This is a genomic window from Amycolatopsis sp. cg9, from assembly GCF_041346945.1.
Lineage (GTDB): Bacteria > Actinomycetota > Actinomycetes > Mycobacteriales > Pseudonocardiaceae > Amycolatopsis.
Genome location: NZ_CP166850.1, coordinates 4478985 through 4498791, shown reverse-complemented (window position 1 = coordinate 4498791; position 19807 = coordinate 4478985). Strand labels below are relative to the sequence as shown.

Here is a 19807-nt window from a genome sequence, read left to right as displayed (position 1 = left end):
GGGAGCACCCGGGACGGACGGGAAAACGCAAAGGGAGAACAACTATGTCCGTGGCAACGCAGCTGAGGAGACTGGCCGTCCTCACGTCGGCGGCGGCTCTCGTGCTCACCGGGGTCGCCGTGACCCCGGCGTCGGCCGACGTCATCCCGATCCCGGTGTCCTACAAGGTGACCGGCAGCACCACGGTGAAGAAGACCGGCAGCGCCATGAAGCTCGGCCCCGGCTCGCTCAAGGGCAACCTGCTCATCGACGACCAGACCGGGTCGGTCGGGCTCAGCGCGGACCTGGCGCTGCCGCCGGCGCAGGCCGACATTTCGCTGCTGGCGGGCATCTTCCGGATCAAGGCCAAGGTCAAGGTGATCCCGCTCGGCCCGGCCACCGGCACCATCGCCGACGGCAACCTGGTCACCAAGGCCAAGGCCAACATGGAGATCTACGACATCTGGGCCGGCCCGATCGTGCCGGTCATCCCGCTGCCGACCGTGCCGGGCAGCTGCAAGACGAAGACCCCGCTCGACCTGACGCTGTCCGCGCAGGACATCGACATCACCGCGCCCGCGATCACGGTGAAGGGGACCTACACCATCCCCGAGTTCTCCAACTGCTTCATCGCCGACATCGCCCTCGGCGCCCTGATTTCGGGGCCGGGCAACACGATCACGCTCGACCTGGCCAGCGACGCCACCTGAGCCCGGCCCGGGTGGCGGGCCGCGAAGCCCGCCACCCGGTCGCTCAGCAAGGCGCGGCCGGGTCTTCCTTCAGCGCGAAGCTGTCGTTGTCCCCGGCCGAAACGGCGAACACCGGCCCGCACGAAATCGGCGACGACTCGCCGACGAAGTTCGAGCCCCACACGACGATGTCGCCGTTGGTCTTGTAGGCCACGTTGTGGTTGAACCCGGCGTCGACGCCCGCGACGTCGGACAGCGCCTCCGGCGGCACCTCGGTCTGGTGGAAGTTGTCGCGGCCCCAGGCGTAGACGCGCCCGCCCTTCAGCGCCAGGCTGTGGTTGAACCCGGCCGAAACCGCCGTGACACCCGAAGAAAGCCCGGCCGGCACGGTCGCCTGGCCGTAGGTGTTGCTGCCCCAGGCCAGCACGCCACCGTTCTTCAACGCCAGGTTGTGGTCGCCGCCGGCGGAAATCGCGGTGACGCCGGACTGCGCCGCCGCCGGCACGTCGGTCCGCGTTCCCCAGCTCACCACCAGCCCGCCTTGCTTGAGCGCCAGGCTGTGCATGTTGGACGCCGAGATCGCGATCACCCCGCTCGACACCGACGCCGGCAGGGTGGTCTGGCCGTACCAGTTGTTGCCCCAGGCCAGAACCTTGCCGTTCTTGAGGGCCAGCTCGTGGCCCCAGCCCGACGCGATCTGGCTGACGCCGGACGTCGCCGCGGCGGGGATTTCGTTGGCGCCCCAGTTGTTCGCGCCCCACGCGAGGACCGCGCCACCCTTGAGCGCCAGCGCCGTCGTGCTGCCCGCCGACACGGCGGTGACCCCGGTCAGCGCGGCCGGCGGCGGGATCGTGACGTCGTAATCCGGTTTGCCCCAGGCGATCACGCCGCCCACCGTGGCCGCGGACGCGGGCTGGGCGAGCGACGAGACGGCCAGCGCCGCCGTCAGCGCGAATGCGGCACGCGTGAATGACACCCGTCCACAACGTGAAGAACCCGGCACGATAGCCTCATTTCTCCGGTTTCGTTATCCGTGCTTGCCCCCGCAAGATCACAAATGGTAGACCGTAGCCGCAACCGGATCGCCGCCGCGGCCGTTCTTTGTCACGATCCGCCAAATCCGGCGGCACCCCTGCGCGGCTTCGCACAAGAATTCGGCGGGCCCATCCGGCCGGTCACCCGTGCGGGGCCGAAACTCTTGTTCCGTAGTGAACTGGCGAGTAGCCTCGATTTCGGCAGATGGACCTCCACCTCGCACGCCGGTGAATCGCGTCCCGCCGCCCGGGGCAATCGGGGCGGGTGAAGCGATGGGGGATCAACGGCAGCGGGCAATCGATCAGCCAAAGCCGAGACTGAACTGAATCAAAGGAGATGACAGGCATGTCCCGACTCAGCAGACTGTCCGCCGGTATCGCCACGACCGCGACCGCCATCGGTGCCATCGCGGTGCTGACCGCGGGCACCGCGGCCGCCGCCACCGTCACCTACGCCGCCGGGGGCACGGCGGGCATCACCTACAACTGCACCTTCCCCGGCATCTCGCCGCAGCCGGTCGCGATCACCGCGCACCTGGACGCGCCGGACGTCGTCGTGCACGGCACCACCGTCACGCCGAGCAACGTCGGCGGCACGGCGACGATCAGCTCGACCGTCCACTCGCTGCTGACCGCGGTCGGCTACGACGGCATCCGGGGCACCGCGACCGTGCCGGTGACGGCGTCGGCGGGCACGCTGTCGCAGCCGTCGGCCACCGGGCTGAACATCCCGGAGGTCATCTACCCGACCGGCGGGGCGATCACGGTGAACATCTCGCAGGTCGCGACGTCCAGCATCCCGAACTGGACCGCGCAGGCCACCGCGGGCTCCGCCACCCTGTCGCTGACGAGCGGGCTGTCGGCGAACCTGGAGTTCCACAAGAAGTCGACCAACACCTGGTCGGCGTGGACGATGAACTGCACCCTCAAGGTGACCAGCCCGGCGCAGAACACCGCGTTCAGCCCGAGCATCACCGTTTCCTGACCGGGTTTCCCGGTGCGGGCGCCCGCCCGCACCGGGACCACCCCGCCGCTTCCGCACGCACCCAGGGAAACCGATGCCACGTCGAGTCCGGCCCCGCACCCTCACCATCTCCGCGCTGGCAGGCGTCGGCCTGCTGTCCGCGGTGAACGGCGCGCTGACGGGGGTCGGCTCGGCCGCGCCCGCGCCCGCGGTCCCGCCGGACACGAAGGCGGCGACGTCGGTGTCGGTGACCTGCCCGTTCGCCGACCCGCTCGGCGCCCGCGCGCTCACCGCCGAGACGTCGGCCACGCTGCCCGCCCAGGCGCGGACCGGGACTTCCCTGACCCTCGGCGGGTTTTCCGCGAAGCTCACGCTCCCCCGCGACGTCGCGCTGTCGTACCTCCCGGCCGGCGCCACCGCCGGCTCCCTGGCCGGCGAAGTGCGGCTCGACCTCGCCGTGCACCAGGACGACCGCGCGGACAAGGTCCCGGTCACCCTCACCGTGCCGGCCACGGCGCTGCCGGAGACCGGCGACCTCACCGTGACGGCGACCGGCACCGTGCCCGAGATCGCGCTGAACACCGTCGGCGCGGTCACCTTCGACGTCACCGCGCCGTCGCTCGCGCTCGCCGCCGTCCCGCCGCCCGCCGATCCGGCCGCGAAGCCGGTCGCGTGCACCCTGGACGCCGAGCAGCAGACGACGCTGGGCAAGGTGATGGTGCTGCCCAAGGTCACGCCGGGCGCGAAGGCGCAACAGCAGGCCGCGGCCGCCGACGCGCCCGGCCCCGGCGATCCGCCGACCGAAGACGAGTTCGCCGTCCCGCTGAGCCTGGTGACGATCCAGACGAAGTCGACGGTCCGGAAGCTCGGCGCGACCGTCACCGCCGATCCCGCGTTCCTGTTCAACGGGTTGTTCATCCTCAACCTGGTCGACGGCAGCTCGCGGGTCACCGGCTCGACGACGTTCAACCCGGCGACCGCCACGTTCCTCGGCTTCGGGTTCGTGCCGGTGACCGCGACCGTCGAGTTCCTGCCGGTGGACTGGCGCGACAGCAAGATCATCGAGTTCGCCGGGAAGCTCAGCGACCACGAGGACGGCACGCACCTGGACACGACGCTCCAGGTGATGGCGCGGCTGAGCAACGCGAAGGTCAACGGCGTCCCGCTGGACCTGGGGCGGGAGTGCGTGACGAAGGACAAGGTGACCCTGACGCTGACCGGACCGTACGAGGCGTTCGGCGTCGGCCACATCCGGACCGACCCGGACAAGGGCTTCGACCTCCCGGCGTTCACCGGCTGCGGCGCCGCCGGCCAGGACCTGAACCCGCTGCTGACCGGGATGAGCTCGGGCGGCGGCAACCAGGCCTTCGTCGACACCTACAACCTGATCGTGTGCACCGATCCGGACCACACCCAGTGCCCGGACGGCTCCAACGGGCCTCCGCAGGGTTCGCCCGCGGCGAAGAAGGCGGCGGCCAAGAAACCGAACTGAGGGGATCGCATGAGGATCGGACCGGCCATCGCGGCCGCGCTGCTCGTCACCGGAACGGCGGCGGGCACGGCGAGCGCGTCGAGCACGACGAACACGGGCATGCTGACGTACAACTGCACGTTGCCGGGGGTCACGCCCCAGCCCATGACGCTGACGGCGCAGCTGGACGTCACCGATCCCCACCCCGGTCAGCCGTTCACGGTCACGCCGTACGCCACGGTGGTGTACACGGCCGCCGTGAAATCGCTGATGAACGCGCTCGGCTACGACCAGGTGCGCGGCTCGCTCAGCACGACGTTCAGCGTGACCGGCGCGACCCCGCCGACCGGGATCCTCGCGGGCGCTTTCCCGGCCAACCCGTTCACCAGCGGCTCGGTCATCGGTACACCCCAGACGTTCACCGCCGGCGGGCCGGGTTACGCCGGCTTCGCGATGGGCACGGGCATCTCCGAATCCCTGGAGCTGCACAAGAAGTCCCCCGGGACGTGGACCCCGTGGGCGTCGACCTGCACGCTGAAGGTCACCAGCCCGGCGCAGAACACGGCGTTCAGCCCGAGCATCCCGATCACATGAGGACCGGCACCGCCCTGGCGGCGGCACTGCTCGCCACCGGCCTGACCGCGGGCCCGGCCCACGCCGCGACGACCGCGCGGACCGGCACGCTGAACCACAGCTGCACGTACCCGGGCGTGGCCCCGCTGACGTCGACGTTAGCCGGGTCGCTCACGGCCCCCGACCCGGTCGCCGCCGGCAGCTCGTTCACCGTCACCGGCATCCACCTGAGCCACGTCATGAGCCCGGCGGTCCGCTCGCTCTTCGTCGCGGCCGGCTACGACCGCGTGCAAGGCTCCTTCGCGGCCACGATCACGGCGACGAACGCGTCCCCCGCCGCGGCGCCGATCTCCGGCAGCTTCCCCGACCAATCCATCACCGCCGCCGGCTCGCTCACGTTGTCGGAGCCGGCCGCCGACGTCACCTTCACCGCGGGCACCCCGGGCTCGATCGTGTTCGCGCTGGGCACGCCGATCACCGAATCCCTGCAGTTCCACAAGAAGACGACCGACACCTGGGTCCCCATGCAGTCGGTCTGCACGCCGCGGGTGACCGACACGACGTTCCAGCCGGGCATCACGGTGAGCTGAAGGGGACGTTCGGCGCGTGTGCCGAGCTGAAGGGGACTTTCCTCGCATCTCACGCGAGCAACGTCCCCTTCAGCCCGCTCGCTAGTTGGGCGTCCACTGTGGACGTGCGTGCCCGGTGCGCGGCGACGGCAGCAGGTCGCTCACCGGGTACCGCAGCGGCAGCGGGGCCGCGCCCGCGCGCAGGGCCAGTTCCATCTCGAAGCGGGCCGCCGGGTCGCGGAGGCTGTCGCCGAACGTCGCCTGGAGCTGGCGCATGCGGTAGCGGACCGTCTGGGGGTGGACGCCGAGGCGTTCCGCGATCTCCACCACGTTGCCCTGGCTGTCCAACCACGCCCGCAGCGTCTCCAGGAGGCGCTCCTGCTGCTTGCCCGTCATGTCCGCCAGCGGCGCGAACAACCGGTGCCGCAGCGTGCCGACCAGGCCGGTGTCGGAGTTGACCAGCAGCGTCGCCAGGTGCTCCTCGGCGCGCAGCACCGGCCGCGGGGTCAGCACCCCGCGTTCGGTCAGCTGGAGCGCGTTCCGGGCCCAGCGCAGGGAATCCGCCACCGACGTGAGCGGGACGCACGGGCCGATCGACAGGCGGCAGTCCGGCAGCGCCACCTGCAGGGCCGCCAGGCGCGGGGCGCTCAGCTCGCCCGGAACCACCAGCGTCGGGTCCGCGGTGTCGAGTTCGGCGAGGACGTCGCTGTCCAGCCCGGCGTGGCGGCGGGCCGGGGCGACGCCGCCCGCGGGGCAGACCGCCACCGGGGTCGCGTCGGCCGGCACCGGCCAGCCGATCAGCTGGGCCAGCTCGGCGATCGCCTTCGGGGACGCGGGCGGGGTTTCGAGGATCAGGTGGAGGAGCTTGCGGCGCCACGTTTCCAGCGCTCCCGCCGTGCGCGCCTTCGCCTCCAGATAGCCGTCGAGCGCGACGGAGGCGAGTTCGTCCATGAACGCCAGCATCGCGTCGGCCAGCTGGGACATCACCGCCGACGAAAGGCCGCTTCGCCGTCCCACGCGCATGATCCGGCGCCACGACACCCGCGCGCCGACCCGGTACGCCGACTGCAGCGTGTCGAGGCTGCGGCCTTCGCGCATTTCGTTCTGCCCCAGCCGGTGGTGCACCTCGTGGGACTGCTCCTTCGACACCGTCGGGTCGGCGATCTGGGCGACGAACAGCGTGATCGCGTACTCGACGCCGGCGCGGATCGACTTGCCGTAGGGGCCGTCGAGCGGGCGGGCGTAGGCGGGGATGGTCGCGCGGATCTCGTCGACGATCTCCGCGGCGAGGCTGGCCAGCTCGGGGCGCAGGATGTCCGCGAGCTTGCGGGGCAGGGCGGCCGGTGGCGCAGCGTGTTCGAATCCGCGCTCCACCGTCATCGCAGCTCCTTCGCTCCGCCCCCGGACTCCGGCGCGCGCACGCGCGACCGGGCACCCCGCACCTGAAGCGGGGTGACAACGGACACATCGAAAAACTAACGCCGAATGTGTCACTCCAATGAGAGGAAACCGATTTCTTGTCAATTTTGTGACAAGTTCACGGGACGTGCCTGCAAAACGCTGACAAGTACCCCGCCGACTGCACCTTCACCTGCGTACGAACGGCCGAAGCCCCGGCGGGCGCCTCGCGCTGCGACTACCCGGCGTGCTTGTATCATGTGGTTGATACAAGCGAGGAGGTCCGGCATGCCGTGGGACAACGTACTGGCGGTCGCGCTCTTCACCGGGCTGATCGGGCTGGCGATCCTGATCGTGCTCTGGCCGGGTGAGAAGCACGGTAAGCGCTTGCTCGAACGCTGGGGCGTCCCCGATCCGGACGCGGGCGAGGTCGCGCTGGCCGTCCGCTACCTGAAGCGTCGCCGGCTCTGGTACCCGTGGCTCTTCCTGGCGCTCCCGCCGCTGTTCGGCGACACGACGACGGGCTCGCTCGTGGCCACCCTGCTGCTCGGCGGCCTGATCGCCGAGCTGCTGGCCCAGCGGCCCTCCCGCGGCCCGCGGCGCGAAGCCGACCTGGCCCCGCGCACGCTGACGGCGATCGCGCCGGCCTGGGTGCTCGTGCTCGGCGCGCTGGCGGCCGCCGGGTCGGTCGCGCACCTCGCCGTGACGGCCCAGTGGAAGCTCCTCGCGCTCGCGGCCGGCACGGTGGTGCTCTGCGCGGCGATCACGGCGCTGGCGGTCCGCCGCCCGGCGGCCGGCGCGCCGCGGGCCGACCTGGCGCTGCGCTGCCGCAGCGCGCGGGTGGCGATCGGGCTGGGCATCGGCGCGGTGACGGCGATCGGCTGGCCGGGCGGCAACCTGGTGTCGTTCCTGGTGGTCGTGGCCGGCGTGGCCGCGTTCCTGGCCGTGACGGCCCCGCTGAAACGGCTCCCGGCGGCGGCGTGAAGATCGTCGTCGACACCGAGAACGGACTGGCACCCTGGCGGCAGGTGCACGACCAGGTGGTCCGCGCGGTGACGACGGGGGCGCTGGCGGAGGGCACGCGGCTGCCGCCGATCCGCCAGCTGGCCCGGGACCTCGGGCTGGCGTCGGGAACGGTGGCCCGGGCGTACCGCGAGCTGGAGGCCGAGGGCTGGGTGACGACGGCCCGCGCCCGCGGCACGGTGGTGACGCTCCCGCCCGGCCGTCCGGCTCCGGCGGAGCTCCTCCTCGCCGCGGCGACGGCCTACCTGGCCCAGGCCCGCGACCTCGGCGCCGACCTGGAGACCGCCCTGAACGCCGTCCGCGCCGCCCACGACGGTTCAGTGGCCCAGGAGGCGGCCGATCGCGGCTAGGACGGGCTCGAGGACTTCGACCTCACGCGCGGTCCCCACGCACTCCGTGATGCCCGCGCCGACGACCTCGTAGCCGGAGAGGGCATCGAGTTCGGCGACCAGGCGGGCGATCGTCCAGCCGTCCGGCTCCGGGTAGTTCAGGCCGGGGAATTCCGCCGGGTCCAGCACGTCCAGATCCAGGTGGACGTACAGCTTCTCCACGGCCAACGCGTCCACCGAAGTGACGGCCAGGCCGCGGGAGACCGCCGCGCGCTCCTCCGGGTCGAACACCCGCGTCCCCAGCAAGGCGACATTGCCCGGCGCGAGAGCCGGGGCGGCCGCGAAGTCGGCGTCGCCCTCGCCGAACAGCGACCGCAGCACCATCCCGTGGAACGCGCCCGACGGGGACGTCGAAGCCGTGTTCAGGTCCGGGTGGGCGTCGAACCACGCGACGCCCAGGTCCGGCCCGTGGCGGAACCGCGCGACGCCGATCGGGACCAGCTCGACGCCGCAGTCGCCGCCGATGGTCAGGACCGGGCCGCCCGGGGCTTCCAGTGCGGCCAGCTGGGCGGCGCGGTTCGGGCCCGTCAGCTCCGCGCGGGACGCGATCCCGCGGTCCACTTCGGACACCGATCGCGTCTGCCGGACGTGGTGGACCGGCCGGCCGAGCACGTGCCCGGCCAGCTCCGCCAGTGCCAGGCAGCCGTCCGGCAGCTCCGCCGAACGCGGTCCCACCGCGCCCTGGCGCTGCGGGACCGCGTTGATCAGCGTCATTCCAGGACGAGCAGGAGATCGCCGCCCTCGACCTGCTGGACGGAGTTGATCGCCAGCCGGCCGACCTTGCCGCCCGCGGACGCGGTGATCGACGCCTCCATCTTCATGGCCTCGATCGTCGCGACCGTGGCGCCGGCCTCGACCGTGTCGCCTTCGGCCACCTGCAGCGTGACCACGCCGGCGAACGGCGCCGCGACCTGCTTCGGGTTGCCCTTCTCCGCCTTCTCGGTCGCCGGGATGTCCGAGGCGATCGAGCGGTCGCGGATCTGGATCGGCCGCAGCTGGCCGTTCAGCGTCGACATCACCGTGCGCACGCCGCGCTCGTCGGCCTCGCCGATCGCCTCCAGCTCGATGAGCAGCCGGACGCCCGGCTCGAGGTCGACCGGGTACTCCTCGCCCGGGCGCAGGCCGTAGAAGAAGTCCTTGCTGGGCAGGACCGACGTGTCACCGTAGGCCTCGCGGTGCGCCTCGAACTCCTTCGTCGGGCCGGGGAACAGCAGCCGGTTGAGCGTCCGCCGCGGGTGCTCCGCAAGCGCCGTGCGGTCCTCTTCGGACAGTTCCGCGACCGGCTTCGCCGCCGCGCGGCCCTCGAGGGCCTTGGTGCGGAACGGTTCCGGCCAGCCGCCGGGCGGGTCGCCCAGCTCGCCGCGCAGGAAGCCGATCACCGAGTCCGGGATGTCGAACTTGTTCGGCTCCGCCTCGAAGTCGGCCGGCGAGACGCCCGCGCCGACCAGGTGCAGCGCCAGGTCGCCGACGACCTTGGACGACGGCGTCACCTTCACCAGGTGGCCGAGGATCTTGTCGGCGGCGGCGTACATCGCCTCGATGTCCTCGAACCGGTCGCCCAGGCCCAGCGCGATGGCCTGCGTGCGCAGGTTCGACAGCTGCCCGCCGGGGATCTCGTGGTCGTAGACGCGCCCGGTCGGCGACGCCAGCCCGGCCTCGAACGGCGCGTAGATCTTGCGCACGCTCTCCCAGTACGGCTCCAGCTCGCCGATCGCCCGCAGGTCCAGCCCGGTCGTGCGGGCGGAGTGGTCGGTGGCCGCCACGATCGACGACAGCGACGGCTGCGACGTCGTGCCCGCCATCGACGACACCGCGCCGTCGACGGCGTCCGCGCCCGCGTTGATCGCCGCGAGGTAGGTGGCCAGCTGGCCGCCCGCGGTGTCGTGGGTGTGGATGTGCACCGGCAGGTCGAACTCCTTGCGCAGCGCGGTGACCAGCTTGGTCGCCGCGGGCGCGCGGAGCAGCCCGGCCATGTCCTTGATCGCCAGGACGTGCGCCCCGGCGCCGACGATCTGCTCGGCCAGCTTCAGGTAGTAGTCGAGCGTGTAGAGCTTCTCGCCCGGGTCCGACAGGTCGGAGGTGTAGCAGAGCGCCACCTCGGCGACCGCGGACCCGGTCTCGCGCACGGCTTCGATGGCCGGGCGCATCTGCTCGACGTCGTTGAGCGCGTCGAAGATCCGGAAGATGTCGATGCCGGTCTTGGTCGCTTCTTCGACGAAGGCGTTGGTCACTTCGGTCGGGTACGGCGTGTACCCCACGGTGTTGCGCCCGCGCAGCAGCATCTGGAGGCAGATGTTCGGCACGGCCTCGCGCAGCGCGGCCAGGCGCTCCCACGGGTCCTCGGCGAGGAACCGCAGCGCGACGTCGTAGGTCGCGCCGCCCCAGCACTCCAGGGACAGCAGCTGCGGCAGCGTGTTCGCGACGACCGGCGCCACCGCGAGGAGGTCCTTCGACCGGACGCGGGTGGCGAGCAGCGACTGGTGCGCGTCGCGGAACGTCGTGTCGGTGACGCCGATGTGCGGCGACTTCCGCAGCCACTCCGCGAACCCGGCCGGGCCCAGCTCGACGAGCTTCTGCTTCGACCCCGGTGCCGGCTCGGCGTCCTTGGGCAGCTTCGGCAGCTTGACGGTGGCGTCCGGCGTCTTCGGGCGCTCGCCGTGCGGCTTGTTGACCGTCTGGTCGGCGAGGTAGGTCAGCAGCCGCGTGCCGCGGTCGGCGGACTGCCGCGCGGTGAGCAGCTGCGGGCGCTCCTCGATGAACGACGTCGTGACGCGCCCGGCGCGGAAGTCCTCGTCGTCCAGAACCGCTTGCAGGAACGGGATGTTCGTCGCGACACCGCGGATCCGGAACTCGGCGACGGCGCGGCGCGCGCGGCCGACGGCGGTCTTGAAGTCCCGGCCGCGGCAGGTGAGCTTCACCAGCAGCGAGTCGAAGTGGGCGCTGATCTCCGTGCCGGAGAAGGCGGTGCCGCCGTCGAGCCGGATGCCGGAGCCGCCCGGCGAGCGGTAGGCGGAGATCATCCCGGTGTCCGGGCGGAAGCCGTTGGCCGGGTCTTCGGTGGTGATGCGGCACTGGAGCGCGGCGCCGCGCAGGTAGATCTTGTCCTGGGAGAGACCGAGGTCGTCGAGGGTCTCGCCGGACGCGATCCGCAGCTGCGACTGCACGAGGTCGACGTCGGTGACCTCTTCGGTGACCGTGTGCTCGACCTGGATGCGCGGGTTCATCTCGATGAAGACGTGGTTGCCCTGCTTGTCGAGCAGGAACTCGACGGTGCCGGCGTTGCGGTAGCCGATCTGCTTCGCGAACTTGACCGCGTCCGCGCAGATGCGGTCGCGCAGCTCGGGGTCGAGGTTCGGCGCCGGGGCCAGCTCGACGACCTTCTGGTGGCGCCGCTGCACCGAACAGTCGCGCTCGTAGAGGTGGATGATGTTGCCCGCGCCGTCGGCGAGGATCTGCACCTCGATGTGCCGCGGCTCGACGACGGCCTTCTCCAGGAAGACGGTCGGGTCGCCGAAGGCGGACTCGGCCTCGCGCGCGGCGGCTTCGATGGACTCGCGCAGCACAGCGGGGTCCTCGACGCGGCGCATGCCGCGCCCGCCACCGCCGGCGACGGCCTTCACGAACACCGGGAAGCCCAGCTCCTCGGCCGCGGCGACCAGCGCGTCGACGTCGCTGGAGGGCTCGGACGACCCGAGCACCGGCACGCCGGCCTCGCGCGCGGCCTTGACCGCGCGGGCCTTGTTCCCGGTGAGTTCGAGGATCTCGGCGCTCGGCCCGACGAAGGTGACGCCCGCTTCTTCGCACGCGCGCGCGAGGTCGGGGTTCTCCGAGAGGAAGCCGTAACCGGGGTAGACGGCGTCGGCCCCGGCCTTCTTCGCCGCGGAGACGATCTCGTCGACCGAGAGGTAGGCGCGCACGGGGTGACCGGGTTCGCCGATCTCGTACGCCTCGTCGGCCTTCAGCCGGTGCAGCGAGTTGCGGTCTTCGTGCGGAAACACGGCGACCGTCCCCGCGCCCAGTTCGTAGCCGGCGCGGAACGCTCGGATCGCGATCTCCCCGCGGTTGGCCACCAGCACCTTGCGGAACATGCCCGGTCCTTCCCGTATGGATCGGTAAGTCAACGCACGTTACCCGGTTCTTCCCGCTCTGCGGGAGTTCCATACCAGGTGATGGACATCATGCGCGTGGAAGATTCGCCGGGCCGCCGGTTGGGCAGCTTCTCAGGTTCCCGGCGGCGCGTAAAGCAGCCGGTTAGCCGTGCCGTCCGGGACGCCCTTGAGCGCGTCCGTCGTCGCGGCCTGAACAAGCGCTTGGTCCACCTGCGCGGGGGCCATTTCCGGGTGCTGGGCGCGGTAGAGCGCGGCCACGCCGGCGGCAAACGCGGCCGCCATCGACGTGCCCGATTCCGGGCCCGCGCCGGTGCCGCCCGCGATCGGGCCGGGAACGTCTACGCCCGGGGCGTACAGGTCGACGTCCTGGCCGAAGTTGGACGCCTTGTCGGGGCGGTCCTGGGTGTCGGTGGCCCCCACGGTGAGCGCCTCGGCGACCCGGCCCGGGGAGAAGCCGCTCGCGTCGGCCGTCTCGCTGCCCGCCGGGACCGCGACCGGGAGCACCGCGGCCAGCCGCTTCACCGCGTCGTCGAGCCGGTCGTTCGGCACCCCGCCGATGCCGAGGACGGCGACGGCGGGCTGCTGGGCGTTCTGCGCGACCCAGTCGATGCCGGCGATGATCTGATCGGTCGCCCCGCCGCCGTCCTTGTCGAGCACGCGCACCGGCACGATCTGCGCGCCCTTCGCGACGCCGTAGTCCTTGCCCGCGGCGATCCCGGCGAGGCGGGTGCCGTGGCCGTTGGTGTCGGCGGTGTCGGCGCCGCCGTTCAGGAAGTCCCGCCCGGGCGCGACGCGGCCCTGGAAGTCGGGGTGGTTCGCGTCGACGCCGCTGTCGATCACGTAGATCGTGACGCCCGAGCCGTCGGTCGCGTAGTGGTAGGCGTGGTCGAGGCCGGTGCGCTGGTCGATCCGGTCGAGCCCCCAGCTGGGCGGATCGGGCTGCACCCCACCGGCCGCCGCCGGGCCGGCGAGCACGGTGGCCACGGCCGCGAGAAGCATCTTCATGATCGTCGTGGTACCCCGGCGGTGCCCGGGCGACAACTCAGGGCTATCCCTCGATCGGCTGATTCCGCCGGGCCAGGACCACGACGTCGACCGCGAGCAGCAGAACGACGCTCGCCGCGATCACCTGCCCGACGACGGTCGAGTGCTCCACGACGGCCACGAAGGTCGGCGCGAGAACGCCGGCCAGCCCCGCGGTCCCGCCGGCCAGCACCGCCCACCGGACCCCGGCGGGCAGCGCCAGCGCGACGACGGGGACGAGCAGGGCGAGCAGCGCCCCGAGCACGAAGTACGCGGCGGCGCGCCCGGCCTCGCTGTCACTGTGCTGCGCGAGCTCGCCCAGCTGCGTCAGCCAGGCGGCGGCGAGGAGAACCCCGAGCCCGACCGCGGCCCACGCCGGCCCGCCGCGCGCCTTGCTCCCCCCGAGCCCGCCGTCCAGGCGCAGGACCACCGGAGCGCAGATCGCGGCGATCGTCCAGGCGATGTGGGCGAGGAGCAGGAAGGTGAAGCCGGTGCCGAGTTCGGCGTCGCCGTCTTGGTTGAGGGTGATCGCTTCGCCGAGGAAGCGGAGGAGACCGAACAGGCCGGCGAGCCCGGTGCCGAGCAGGAGGCCGGGGCCGGTGCGCGTCCGGGTCCGCGGGGCGAGGGTCAGGATCCCGGCGAGCACGGCGCACGCGGCCACGATCCCGACGTAGGTCTCCATGCCGGGGCGGTAGTAGGTGAGCGGTTCGCCGTAGCGGTAGTCGAGCCCGAACCCGATGACGGCGAAGACGGCACCGGTGATCGCGGCGATCCCCCCGAACCCGCCGACCGGCTCGACGGGCTTTGCCTCGGGTCCGGAAGAGCGCCCCAATGTGGCGTTGGGTGCGCTGGACGCACCCAATGTGGCGTTCGGTGCGTCTGACGCAACCAACGCCATATTGGGGCGCTTGGCCGGGTCCGGGGTAGGCGCCGGTTCGGGCGCGGGCTTGACCTCGCCCGCGGCCGTCGGTGGTGGCGCGGGCTCGGCGGCGACCGGCTCGCGCGCGGGCGAGCCAGGCGAGGACTCCGGCGCGAGCGCGGACTCAGCGGCGGCTGGCTCGCATGCGGGCGCCGAGACAGGTGCAGGCTCCGGCGCGAGCGCGGGCTCGGCGGCGACCGGCTGGCGTCCAGGCGCCGAGCCAGGCGAAGACTCCGGCGCGAGCGCGGACTCAGCGGCGGGCGGCTCGAGTGTGGGCGCCGAGGCGGGCGAAGGCTGCGGCGCGGCGGAAGCCGGTGCCGGTTTGGGCTCGGCGGCGGCCGACTCGGGTGCTGCCGCAGCGGCGGGGCTCGGTGCGGGTGCGGCGCCCGGCTCGCGTGCGGGCGCAGGAGTCGGCTCGGGCGGCGCGGGTTCGGGCGTGGGCGCGGGTTCGGGGATCGCCTCGATCTCCACCCCCACCACCACGTCCCCGGTGGGGCCGCTCACCACCACCTTCCCCCGCCGGGTCCCCTTCTCCCCCGCCGTTGCCGTCAGTTCCGCTCCGCCGTCCGACTCCACCACCGCGATCCACGGGTGCGAAGCCTCGAACCGCACCTCCCGCGCCACCGGCGGCCCCAGCGCCCGGAGGGAAGCCGAAGCCACCCCACCCGCCGGGGCCGACAAGCGCACCGCCGGTGCGTTCACCCGCACCACCACGTCGCCCAGTGCGTCCGAAGCCGACATCGCGATGTGCTCGATGTCCGTCGACGCCATCACCTTCAACGCCTCGAACGCGCCCATCGCCACCGGCAGGTTCTCGCTCGAGAGGCGGCGGCGTAGTTCCGCCACCGCGCCCAGGCGGGTGAACGGGTTCTCCGCCGCGATCGCCGCCGCCAGGTCGGGTGGGATCGGGGACGGCTTGATGCGGCGGCGCCTGCTCTTGGCCAGGTACAGCTCGCCCTGCATCTCGATGTCGCGGCTCGGTGTCTGCTTCGGGTTGCGCTCGCGGACGCGGTCGAACAGGTACTCGTACAGCTCCCCCAGCGCGATCCAGCCGTCCTCGTCGCGGTCGGCCTCGCCCGTCCGCAGACCCTCCACCAGCGCCGACGTGAACACCGACGGCTGGGCCGGCTGGCCTTCCGCCAGGCGGGCGCCCTCGAACGCGTACTCGATCGAGTTCGACGCCGTGATCACCGCCCGGCCGCGGCCGCCGCGGAAGCTGTCCAGGACGTTCGCGTCGCCCGACGACCGGACCGCCACGCCTTGGCCGAACGCGCCGCCGTAGCAGCAGTCCAGCAGCAGCACGATGCTGCGCGACCGGCTCTGGCGGATGCACTGCTGGACGAACTGCGCGGGCACCGCCGTCGAGCGCAGGCGGTCCGGCCGCGTGTTGCGGGCCGCGAAGTACAGGCCGCCCGAGTCGTCTTTCAAGCCGTGGCAGGAAAAGTGCAGCAGCAGGACGTCGTCCGGGCGGCCCTCGGCGCACAGGTCCTCGATCTCCGCCTGGACCACGTGCGCGGTCTCGTTGCGGACCACGCGGACGTCGAAGTCGCTGATGGTCCGGTCGGCCAGCACCCCGGCGAGGGCGTCGGCGTCCGCCGCGGGTGAGCCCAGGCGCTGCAGACCCGCGTTGTCGTATTCGCCGTTCGCGACGATGAGCGCGCGCCTCCGCCCGGCCATATCACCAGGAAACGCCCGTTTCCGCCATTACGGCAAGCAGCCGAACGGGCACACCTATTCGGCGCCGGACCGGAAAATCGTTTCCTGCCCTTTCAGGCAGACGACGGCGTCGAACGCGGCCGCCACATCCACCGGTACGGAAGCGTGCGCGTGCCGGATGCCCGAACCGCCGGGGCGCGCGACCACGCACGGCGCCTGCTCCGCGAGCAGCGCCTCGACGCTGTCCTCCGCGGGCTCCCCGAGGTCTTGCGGGAACATCCGGAACCCGAGCCGCCCGGCTTCGTCGGGGGCCAGGCCGGTCGTCGTGCCGGACACGGCCGTGAGCGCCAGCGCGAAGTACCGGTCGCCCAGTTCCGCGGCCAGGTGGGTGCCCGCCGACGGCGCCGTCATGCCGGGCATCGGTGAGAACGGGACGCGCTGGAGGTGTCCGTTGTGGAGCATCAGCACGATCTTCTCGCCCGGGTGGAGCCGCCGCAGCAGCCGCACGGTGGCCGCCATGTACGTGTCCCGCGACGAACTCTGCGGCTCGGGCGCGCGGCCCGCCATCAGCGCGTCCAGCTCGCGCAGGTAGAGGTCGACGCGCAGCGCGCCCTCCGCGTCGTGCGCGGCTTCGGGCGCCAGCGACTCGACGTGTCCTTTGAGGACGGCCAGCGCCGTGGTGGCCGCGTCCCGCGCCGCGACGCTCATCTCCCGGTACCGCCCCGGTGCGACCGCGCTGCTCACCGACGCGTACGGCTCGCAGGCCGCCAGCGCCGTGTCCACAAGGGACACGTTGGCGGGGTCCACCCGCGACAGGACTTCACGGACCGCCCGTAGCGCGGGCACCGGCGAACCCGCCGAACCCGGTACGTCCAGCCCGAAGAACCGGACACCGCGACCGCGCAGCCAGGTCAGCATCGAGTGCACCTCGGCCGAGTCGCCGAGGCCGAACGTGAAGCCGTCCCGCGCGATGCCGGCGACGTCGCCGGCGCCACCCCGAAGCCACGTGTCGACCAGGCGCCCTTCGGGAAACCCGCCCTCGAACCCGAGGACGGTGAACCCGCGCTCCGCGACGAGGTGGCGCAGCAGGCGGTCGCGCAGCGCGCCGAACTCGCGGATGTGATGGTTGTTCTCACCGATCGCGACGACCTCCGCGTCGCCGATCAGGTCGGCGATGGAAGCGACGGCGACGGACTCGGTTTCTGGCATACTGGGCACACTAACGCAACAGGAGTAGCAGTTGGCAACCGAGATTTCCGGCACCAGACGGCCGGGCGGCCGCACCGAGCGGACCCGCCTCGCCGCGCTGAACGCCACCCTGGAACTGCTCGGGGAACGCGGGTACGCCGAGCTGACCGTCGAGGCGGTCGCCGACCGCTCCGGCGTGCACAAGACGACGCTGTACCGGCGGTGGGAGTCCGCCGAAGGCCTGGTCGCGGCGGCCCTGCTGATGGGCACCGAGCGGGAGTGGGCCGCACCGGACACCGGTTCGCTCGAAGGCGACCTGCGCGAGGTCAACCTGGAGCTCGTCCACTACTTCACCTCGCCGGGCGAGCGCGAGCTCCCGACCGCGTCGATCTCGGCCGCGTTCCTCTCCGCGCGCGCCGCGGACGCCCTGCGCGAGTTCTACATCGACCGCCACGCCCGTTCCGCGCCCATCGTCGAGCGGGCCGTCGAGCGCGGCGAGGTCCCGGCCGGCACCGACCCGGTCGAGGTCGTGCGCGTGGCCTGCGGCCCGGTCTTCTACCGCCTGTTCGTCTCCCGCGAGGGCGTGACACCGCGGGACGCCGGAGTCGCCGCCGCGGCAGCCGCCGCGGCCGCGAAAGCCGGGGTGTTCACGGACGGCACCTGACCCGTCAGCTCTTCTCCAGGTACTCCGCCCGATCGACGTCGACGACGTCGTCGACCATCTGGGCCAGGCCGCGGTACTTCTTCAGCTCCGGGTCCTTTTCGACGATTTCCTGCGCGCTCTGGCGGGACGCGGCGATGACGTCTTCATCGCGCAGCAGCGACAGCAGCTTGAGCGTGGACCGCTTGCCCGACTGCGCCGCGCCGAGGATGTCGCCTTCCCGCCGCAGTTCCAGGTCGAGGCGGGACAGCTCGAAGCCGTCGGTGGTCGACTCGACCGCCGCCAGCCGTTCGCGCGTCGCCGTGCCGTCGAGGGCCTCGGTGACCAGCAGGCACAGGCCCGGCACGCTGCCCCGGCCGACGCGGCCGCGCAGCTGGTGCAGCTGGCTGACGCCGAAGCGGTCGGCGTCCATGATCACCATCGCGGTCGCGTTCGGCACGTTCACGCCGACCTCGATGACGGTGGTGGCCACGAGGACGTCCAGCTTGGCCGCCGAGAACGCGCGCATCACCGCGTCCTTGTCGTCCGGGGGCATCCGGCCGTGCAGCACGCCGATCTTCAGGCCCTGCAACGGGCCGTGCTCCAGTTCGGGAGCGACTTCGAGGACCGCGAGCGGCGGGCGCTTGTCGCTCTTGTCCGACGGCGGCTCGTCGCCGATCCGCGGGCAGACGACGTAGGCCTGGTGCCCCTTGCCGACCTCTTCGCGCACGCGCTGCCAGATCCGCTCGAACCAGGCCGGTTTTTCGGCGACCGGCACGACCGTGGTCGAGATCGGCGAGCGCCCGACCGGCATCTCGCGCAGCGCGGAGACCTCCAGGTCGCCGTACACGGTCATCGCGACCGTGCGCGGGATCGGCGTCGCCGTCATGACCAGGACGTGCGGGCTGGTGTCGCCGGCACCGCGGGTGCGCAGCGCGTCCCGCTGCTCGACGCCGAAGCGGTGCTGCTCGTCGACGACGGCGAGGCCGAGGTCGGCGAACTCGACGTGGTCCTGGATCAGCGCGTGCGTGCCGACGACGATCCCGGCTTCGCCGCTGACGATCTCCAGCAGCGACTTCTTGCGTTCCTTCGCGCCCATCGACCCGGTGAGCAGCGTGACCTTCGTGGCGTTCTCCGCCGCGCCGAGCTCGCCCGCCTGGCCGAGGTCGCCGAGCATCTCCCGCAGCGACCGCGCGTGCTGCGCGGCGAGGACCTCGGTCGGCGCCAGCATCGCGGCCTGCCGCCCGTTGTCCACGACCTGCAGCATCGCCCGCAGCGCGACGACCGTCTTGCCGGAACCGACCTCGCCCTGCAGCAGCCGGTTCATCGGGTGCTCGGTGGCCAGGTCGGCGGCGATCTCGTCGCCGATGCCGCGCTGGCCGTCGGTCAGGTCGAAGGGCAGCCGCTTGTCGAAGGCGTCCATCAGGCCGCCGCTGACGTGCGGGTTCGGCTTCGCCGGCCGCGAGACGGCCGAGTGGCGCCGCTGCGCGAAGATCAGCTGGACGGCCATGGCCTCGTCCCACTTGAGCCGCTTCTTCGAAGCTTCCAGGTGGGCCCAGTTCTCCGGGCGGTGGATGCCGCGCAGCGCGTTGTCGAGGTCCGACAACCGGTGCAGCCGCCGCAGCTCGGCGGGCATCGGGTCGTCGTCGACCTCGAGGACGTCGAGGACCTGGCGCACGCACTTGGCGATCGACCAGGTCGGCATGCCCTGCGCCGCCGGGTAGACCGGGATGATCGCGGCGAGGAAGTTGTCCATCGCCTCGGCTTCGTTCTCGGCGTCGAACAGCTCGTACTCGGGGTTGGTCAGCTGCAGGGTGTCGCGGAAGGCGGACACCTTGCCGGCGAACAGGCCGGTCTTGCCGGGGACGAGGTCCTTCTCCCGCCAGGCCTGGTTGAAGAACGCGCAGGTGAGCCGGCGTTTCCCGTCGGTGATCACCATGTCGAGGATGGTGCCGTTGCGCGCCTTCATCCGGCGCTTGCTCACCTTTTCGATGCGCGCCAGCACGGTCGCGTGCTCGCCCAGCTCGAGGCCGGCGATGTCGGTGAGCTCGCCGCGCTCGGCGTAGCGGCGCGGGTAGTGGCGCAGCAGGTCGCTGACCGTCTCGATGTCCAACGACGTGGCGAGCGCCTTCGCCGTCTTGGCGCCCAGCAGCAACGGCAGCTTGTCGCGCAGTCCGGCCATC

General features: G+C 72.2%; 16 protein-coding genes. 8 read left to right on the top strand and 8 right to left on the bottom strand.

What is annotated here, in order from left to right; all coding sequences use genetic code 11:
• Positions 1–44: 44 nt before the first annotated feature.
• Positions 45–689: a hypothetical protein gene (locus AB5J73_RS21545; protein WP_370971624.1), complete on the top strand. Its 645-nt coding sequence runs from the start codon at positions 45–47 to the stop codon at positions 687–689.
• Between the two features lie 43 nt (positions 690–732).
• Here the strand turns inward: AB5J73_RS21545 and AB5J73_RS21540 are convergent, their stop codons facing one another.
• Positions 733–1644, bottom strand: coding sequence for an RCC1 domain-containing protein (locus AB5J73_RS21540; protein ID WP_370971622.1), 912 nt, complete (start codon positions 1642–1644; stop codon positions 733–735).
• Positions 1645–2048: 404 nt separating this feature from the next.
• Here AB5J73_RS21540 and AB5J73_RS21535 point away from each other — a divergent pair, with 404 nt between their 5' ends.
• The 4 genes from AB5J73_RS21535 (at position 2049) to AB5J73_RS21520 (ending at position 5300) form a co-directional block, all read left to right on the top strand.
• On the top strand, positions 2049–2687 hold the full coding sequence (locus AB5J73_RS21535) for a DUF6801 domain-containing protein (RefSeq protein ID WP_370971620.1): 639 nt from the start codon (positions 2049–2051) through the stop codon (positions 2685–2687).
• A gap of 73 nt (positions 2688–2760) precedes the next feature.
• The gene (locus AB5J73_RS21530; RefSeq protein WP_370971618.1) at positions 2761–4158 is read left to right on the top strand and encodes a hypothetical protein; all 1398 of its coding nucleotides are present in this window, start codon (positions 2761–2763) and stop codon (positions 4156–4158) included.
• A gap of 9 nt (positions 4159–4167) precedes the next feature.
• A complete protein-coding gene (locus AB5J73_RS21525) occupies positions 4168–4731 on the top strand; it encodes a hypothetical protein (protein ID WP_370971616.1) in 564 nt (187 codons plus the stop codon).
• Positions 4728–5300 (top strand): DUF6801 domain-containing protein, encoded by a 573-nt coding sequence (locus tag AB5J73_RS21520; protein WP_370971614.1) that lies wholly within the window; start codon positions 4728–4730, stop codon positions 5298–5300. Before AB5J73_RS21525 ends, AB5J73_RS21520 begins: the two co-directional genes overlap by 4 nt.
• A gap of 81 nt (positions 5301–5381) precedes the next feature.
• On the opposite strand, the gene AB5J73_RS21515 is transcribed toward AB5J73_RS21520, so the two are convergent.
• Positions 5382–6659, bottom strand: coding sequence for a PucR family transcriptional regulator (locus AB5J73_RS21515; protein ID WP_370971612.1), 1278 nt, complete (start codon positions 6657–6659; stop codon positions 5382–5384).
• Between the two features lie 306 nt (positions 6660–6965).
• Here AB5J73_RS21515 and AB5J73_RS21510 point away from each other — a divergent pair, with 306 nt between their 5' ends.
• Both AB5J73_RS21510 and AB5J73_RS21505 read left to right on the top strand, forming a co-directional pair.
• Positions 6966–7661, top strand: a complete 696-nt coding sequence (locus AB5J73_RS21510; protein ID WP_370971611.1) for a hypothetical protein — start codon at positions 6966–6968, stop codon at positions 7659–7661.
• Positions 7658–8050 (top strand): GntR family transcriptional regulator, encoded by a 393-nt coding sequence (locus AB5J73_RS21505; protein ID WP_370971609.1) that lies wholly within the window; start codon positions 7658–7660, stop codon positions 8048–8050. Before AB5J73_RS21510 ends, AB5J73_RS21505 begins: the two co-directional genes overlap by 4 nt.
• On the opposite strand, the gene AB5J73_RS21500 is transcribed toward AB5J73_RS21505, so the two are convergent.
• From AB5J73_RS21500 to AB5J73_RS21480, 5 genes are all read right to left on the bottom strand, one after another.
• Positions 8018–8803, bottom strand: coding sequence for an arginase family protein (locus AB5J73_RS21500; RefSeq protein WP_370971607.1), 786 nt, complete (start codon positions 8801–8803; stop codon positions 8018–8020). The genes AB5J73_RS21505 and AB5J73_RS21500 overlap by 33 nt on opposite strands.
• The gene (locus tag AB5J73_RS21495) at positions 8800–12177 is read right to left on the bottom strand and encodes a pyruvate carboxylase (protein ID WP_370971605.1); all 3378 of its coding nucleotides are present in this window, start codon (positions 12175–12177) and stop codon (positions 8800–8802) included. Before AB5J73_RS21495 ends, AB5J73_RS21500 begins: the two co-directional genes overlap by 4 nt.
• Before the next feature lie 132 nt (positions 12178–12309).
• Entirely contained in the window at positions 12310–13197 is an 888-nt protein-coding gene (locus tag AB5J73_RS21490) for a S8 family peptidase (protein ID WP_370973262.1), read from the bottom strand.
• A 49-nt stretch (positions 13198–13246) separates the two neighbouring features.
• On the bottom strand, positions 13247–15817 hold the full coding sequence (locus tag AB5J73_RS21485; protein ID WP_370971603.1) for a caspase family protein: 2571 nt from the start codon (positions 15815–15817) through the stop codon (positions 13247–13249).
• 54 nt (positions 15818–15871) lie between these two features.
• Positions 15872–17005: an erythromycin esterase family protein gene (locus AB5J73_RS21480; RefSeq protein ID WP_370971601.1), complete on the bottom strand. Its 1134-nt coding sequence runs from the start codon at positions 17003–17005 to the stop codon at positions 15872–15874.
• Between the two features lie 31 nt (positions 17006–17036).
• Here AB5J73_RS21480 and AB5J73_RS21475 point away from each other — a divergent pair, with 31 nt between their 5' ends.
• Positions 17037–17648: a TetR/AcrR family transcriptional regulator gene (locus tag AB5J73_RS21475; RefSeq protein WP_370971600.1), complete on the top strand. Its 612-nt coding sequence runs from the start codon at positions 17037–17039 to the stop codon at positions 17646–17648.
• A 4-nt stretch (positions 17649–17652) separates the two neighbouring features.
• Here the strand turns inward: AB5J73_RS21475 and recG are convergent, their stop codons facing one another.
• Complete coding sequence (gene recG, locus AB5J73_RS21470; protein ID WP_370971598.1) at positions 17653–19806, bottom strand: ATP-dependent DNA helicase RecG; 2154 nt, start codon at positions 19804–19806, stop codon at positions 17653–17655.
• Between the last annotated feature and the right edge of the window lies 1 nt (position 19807).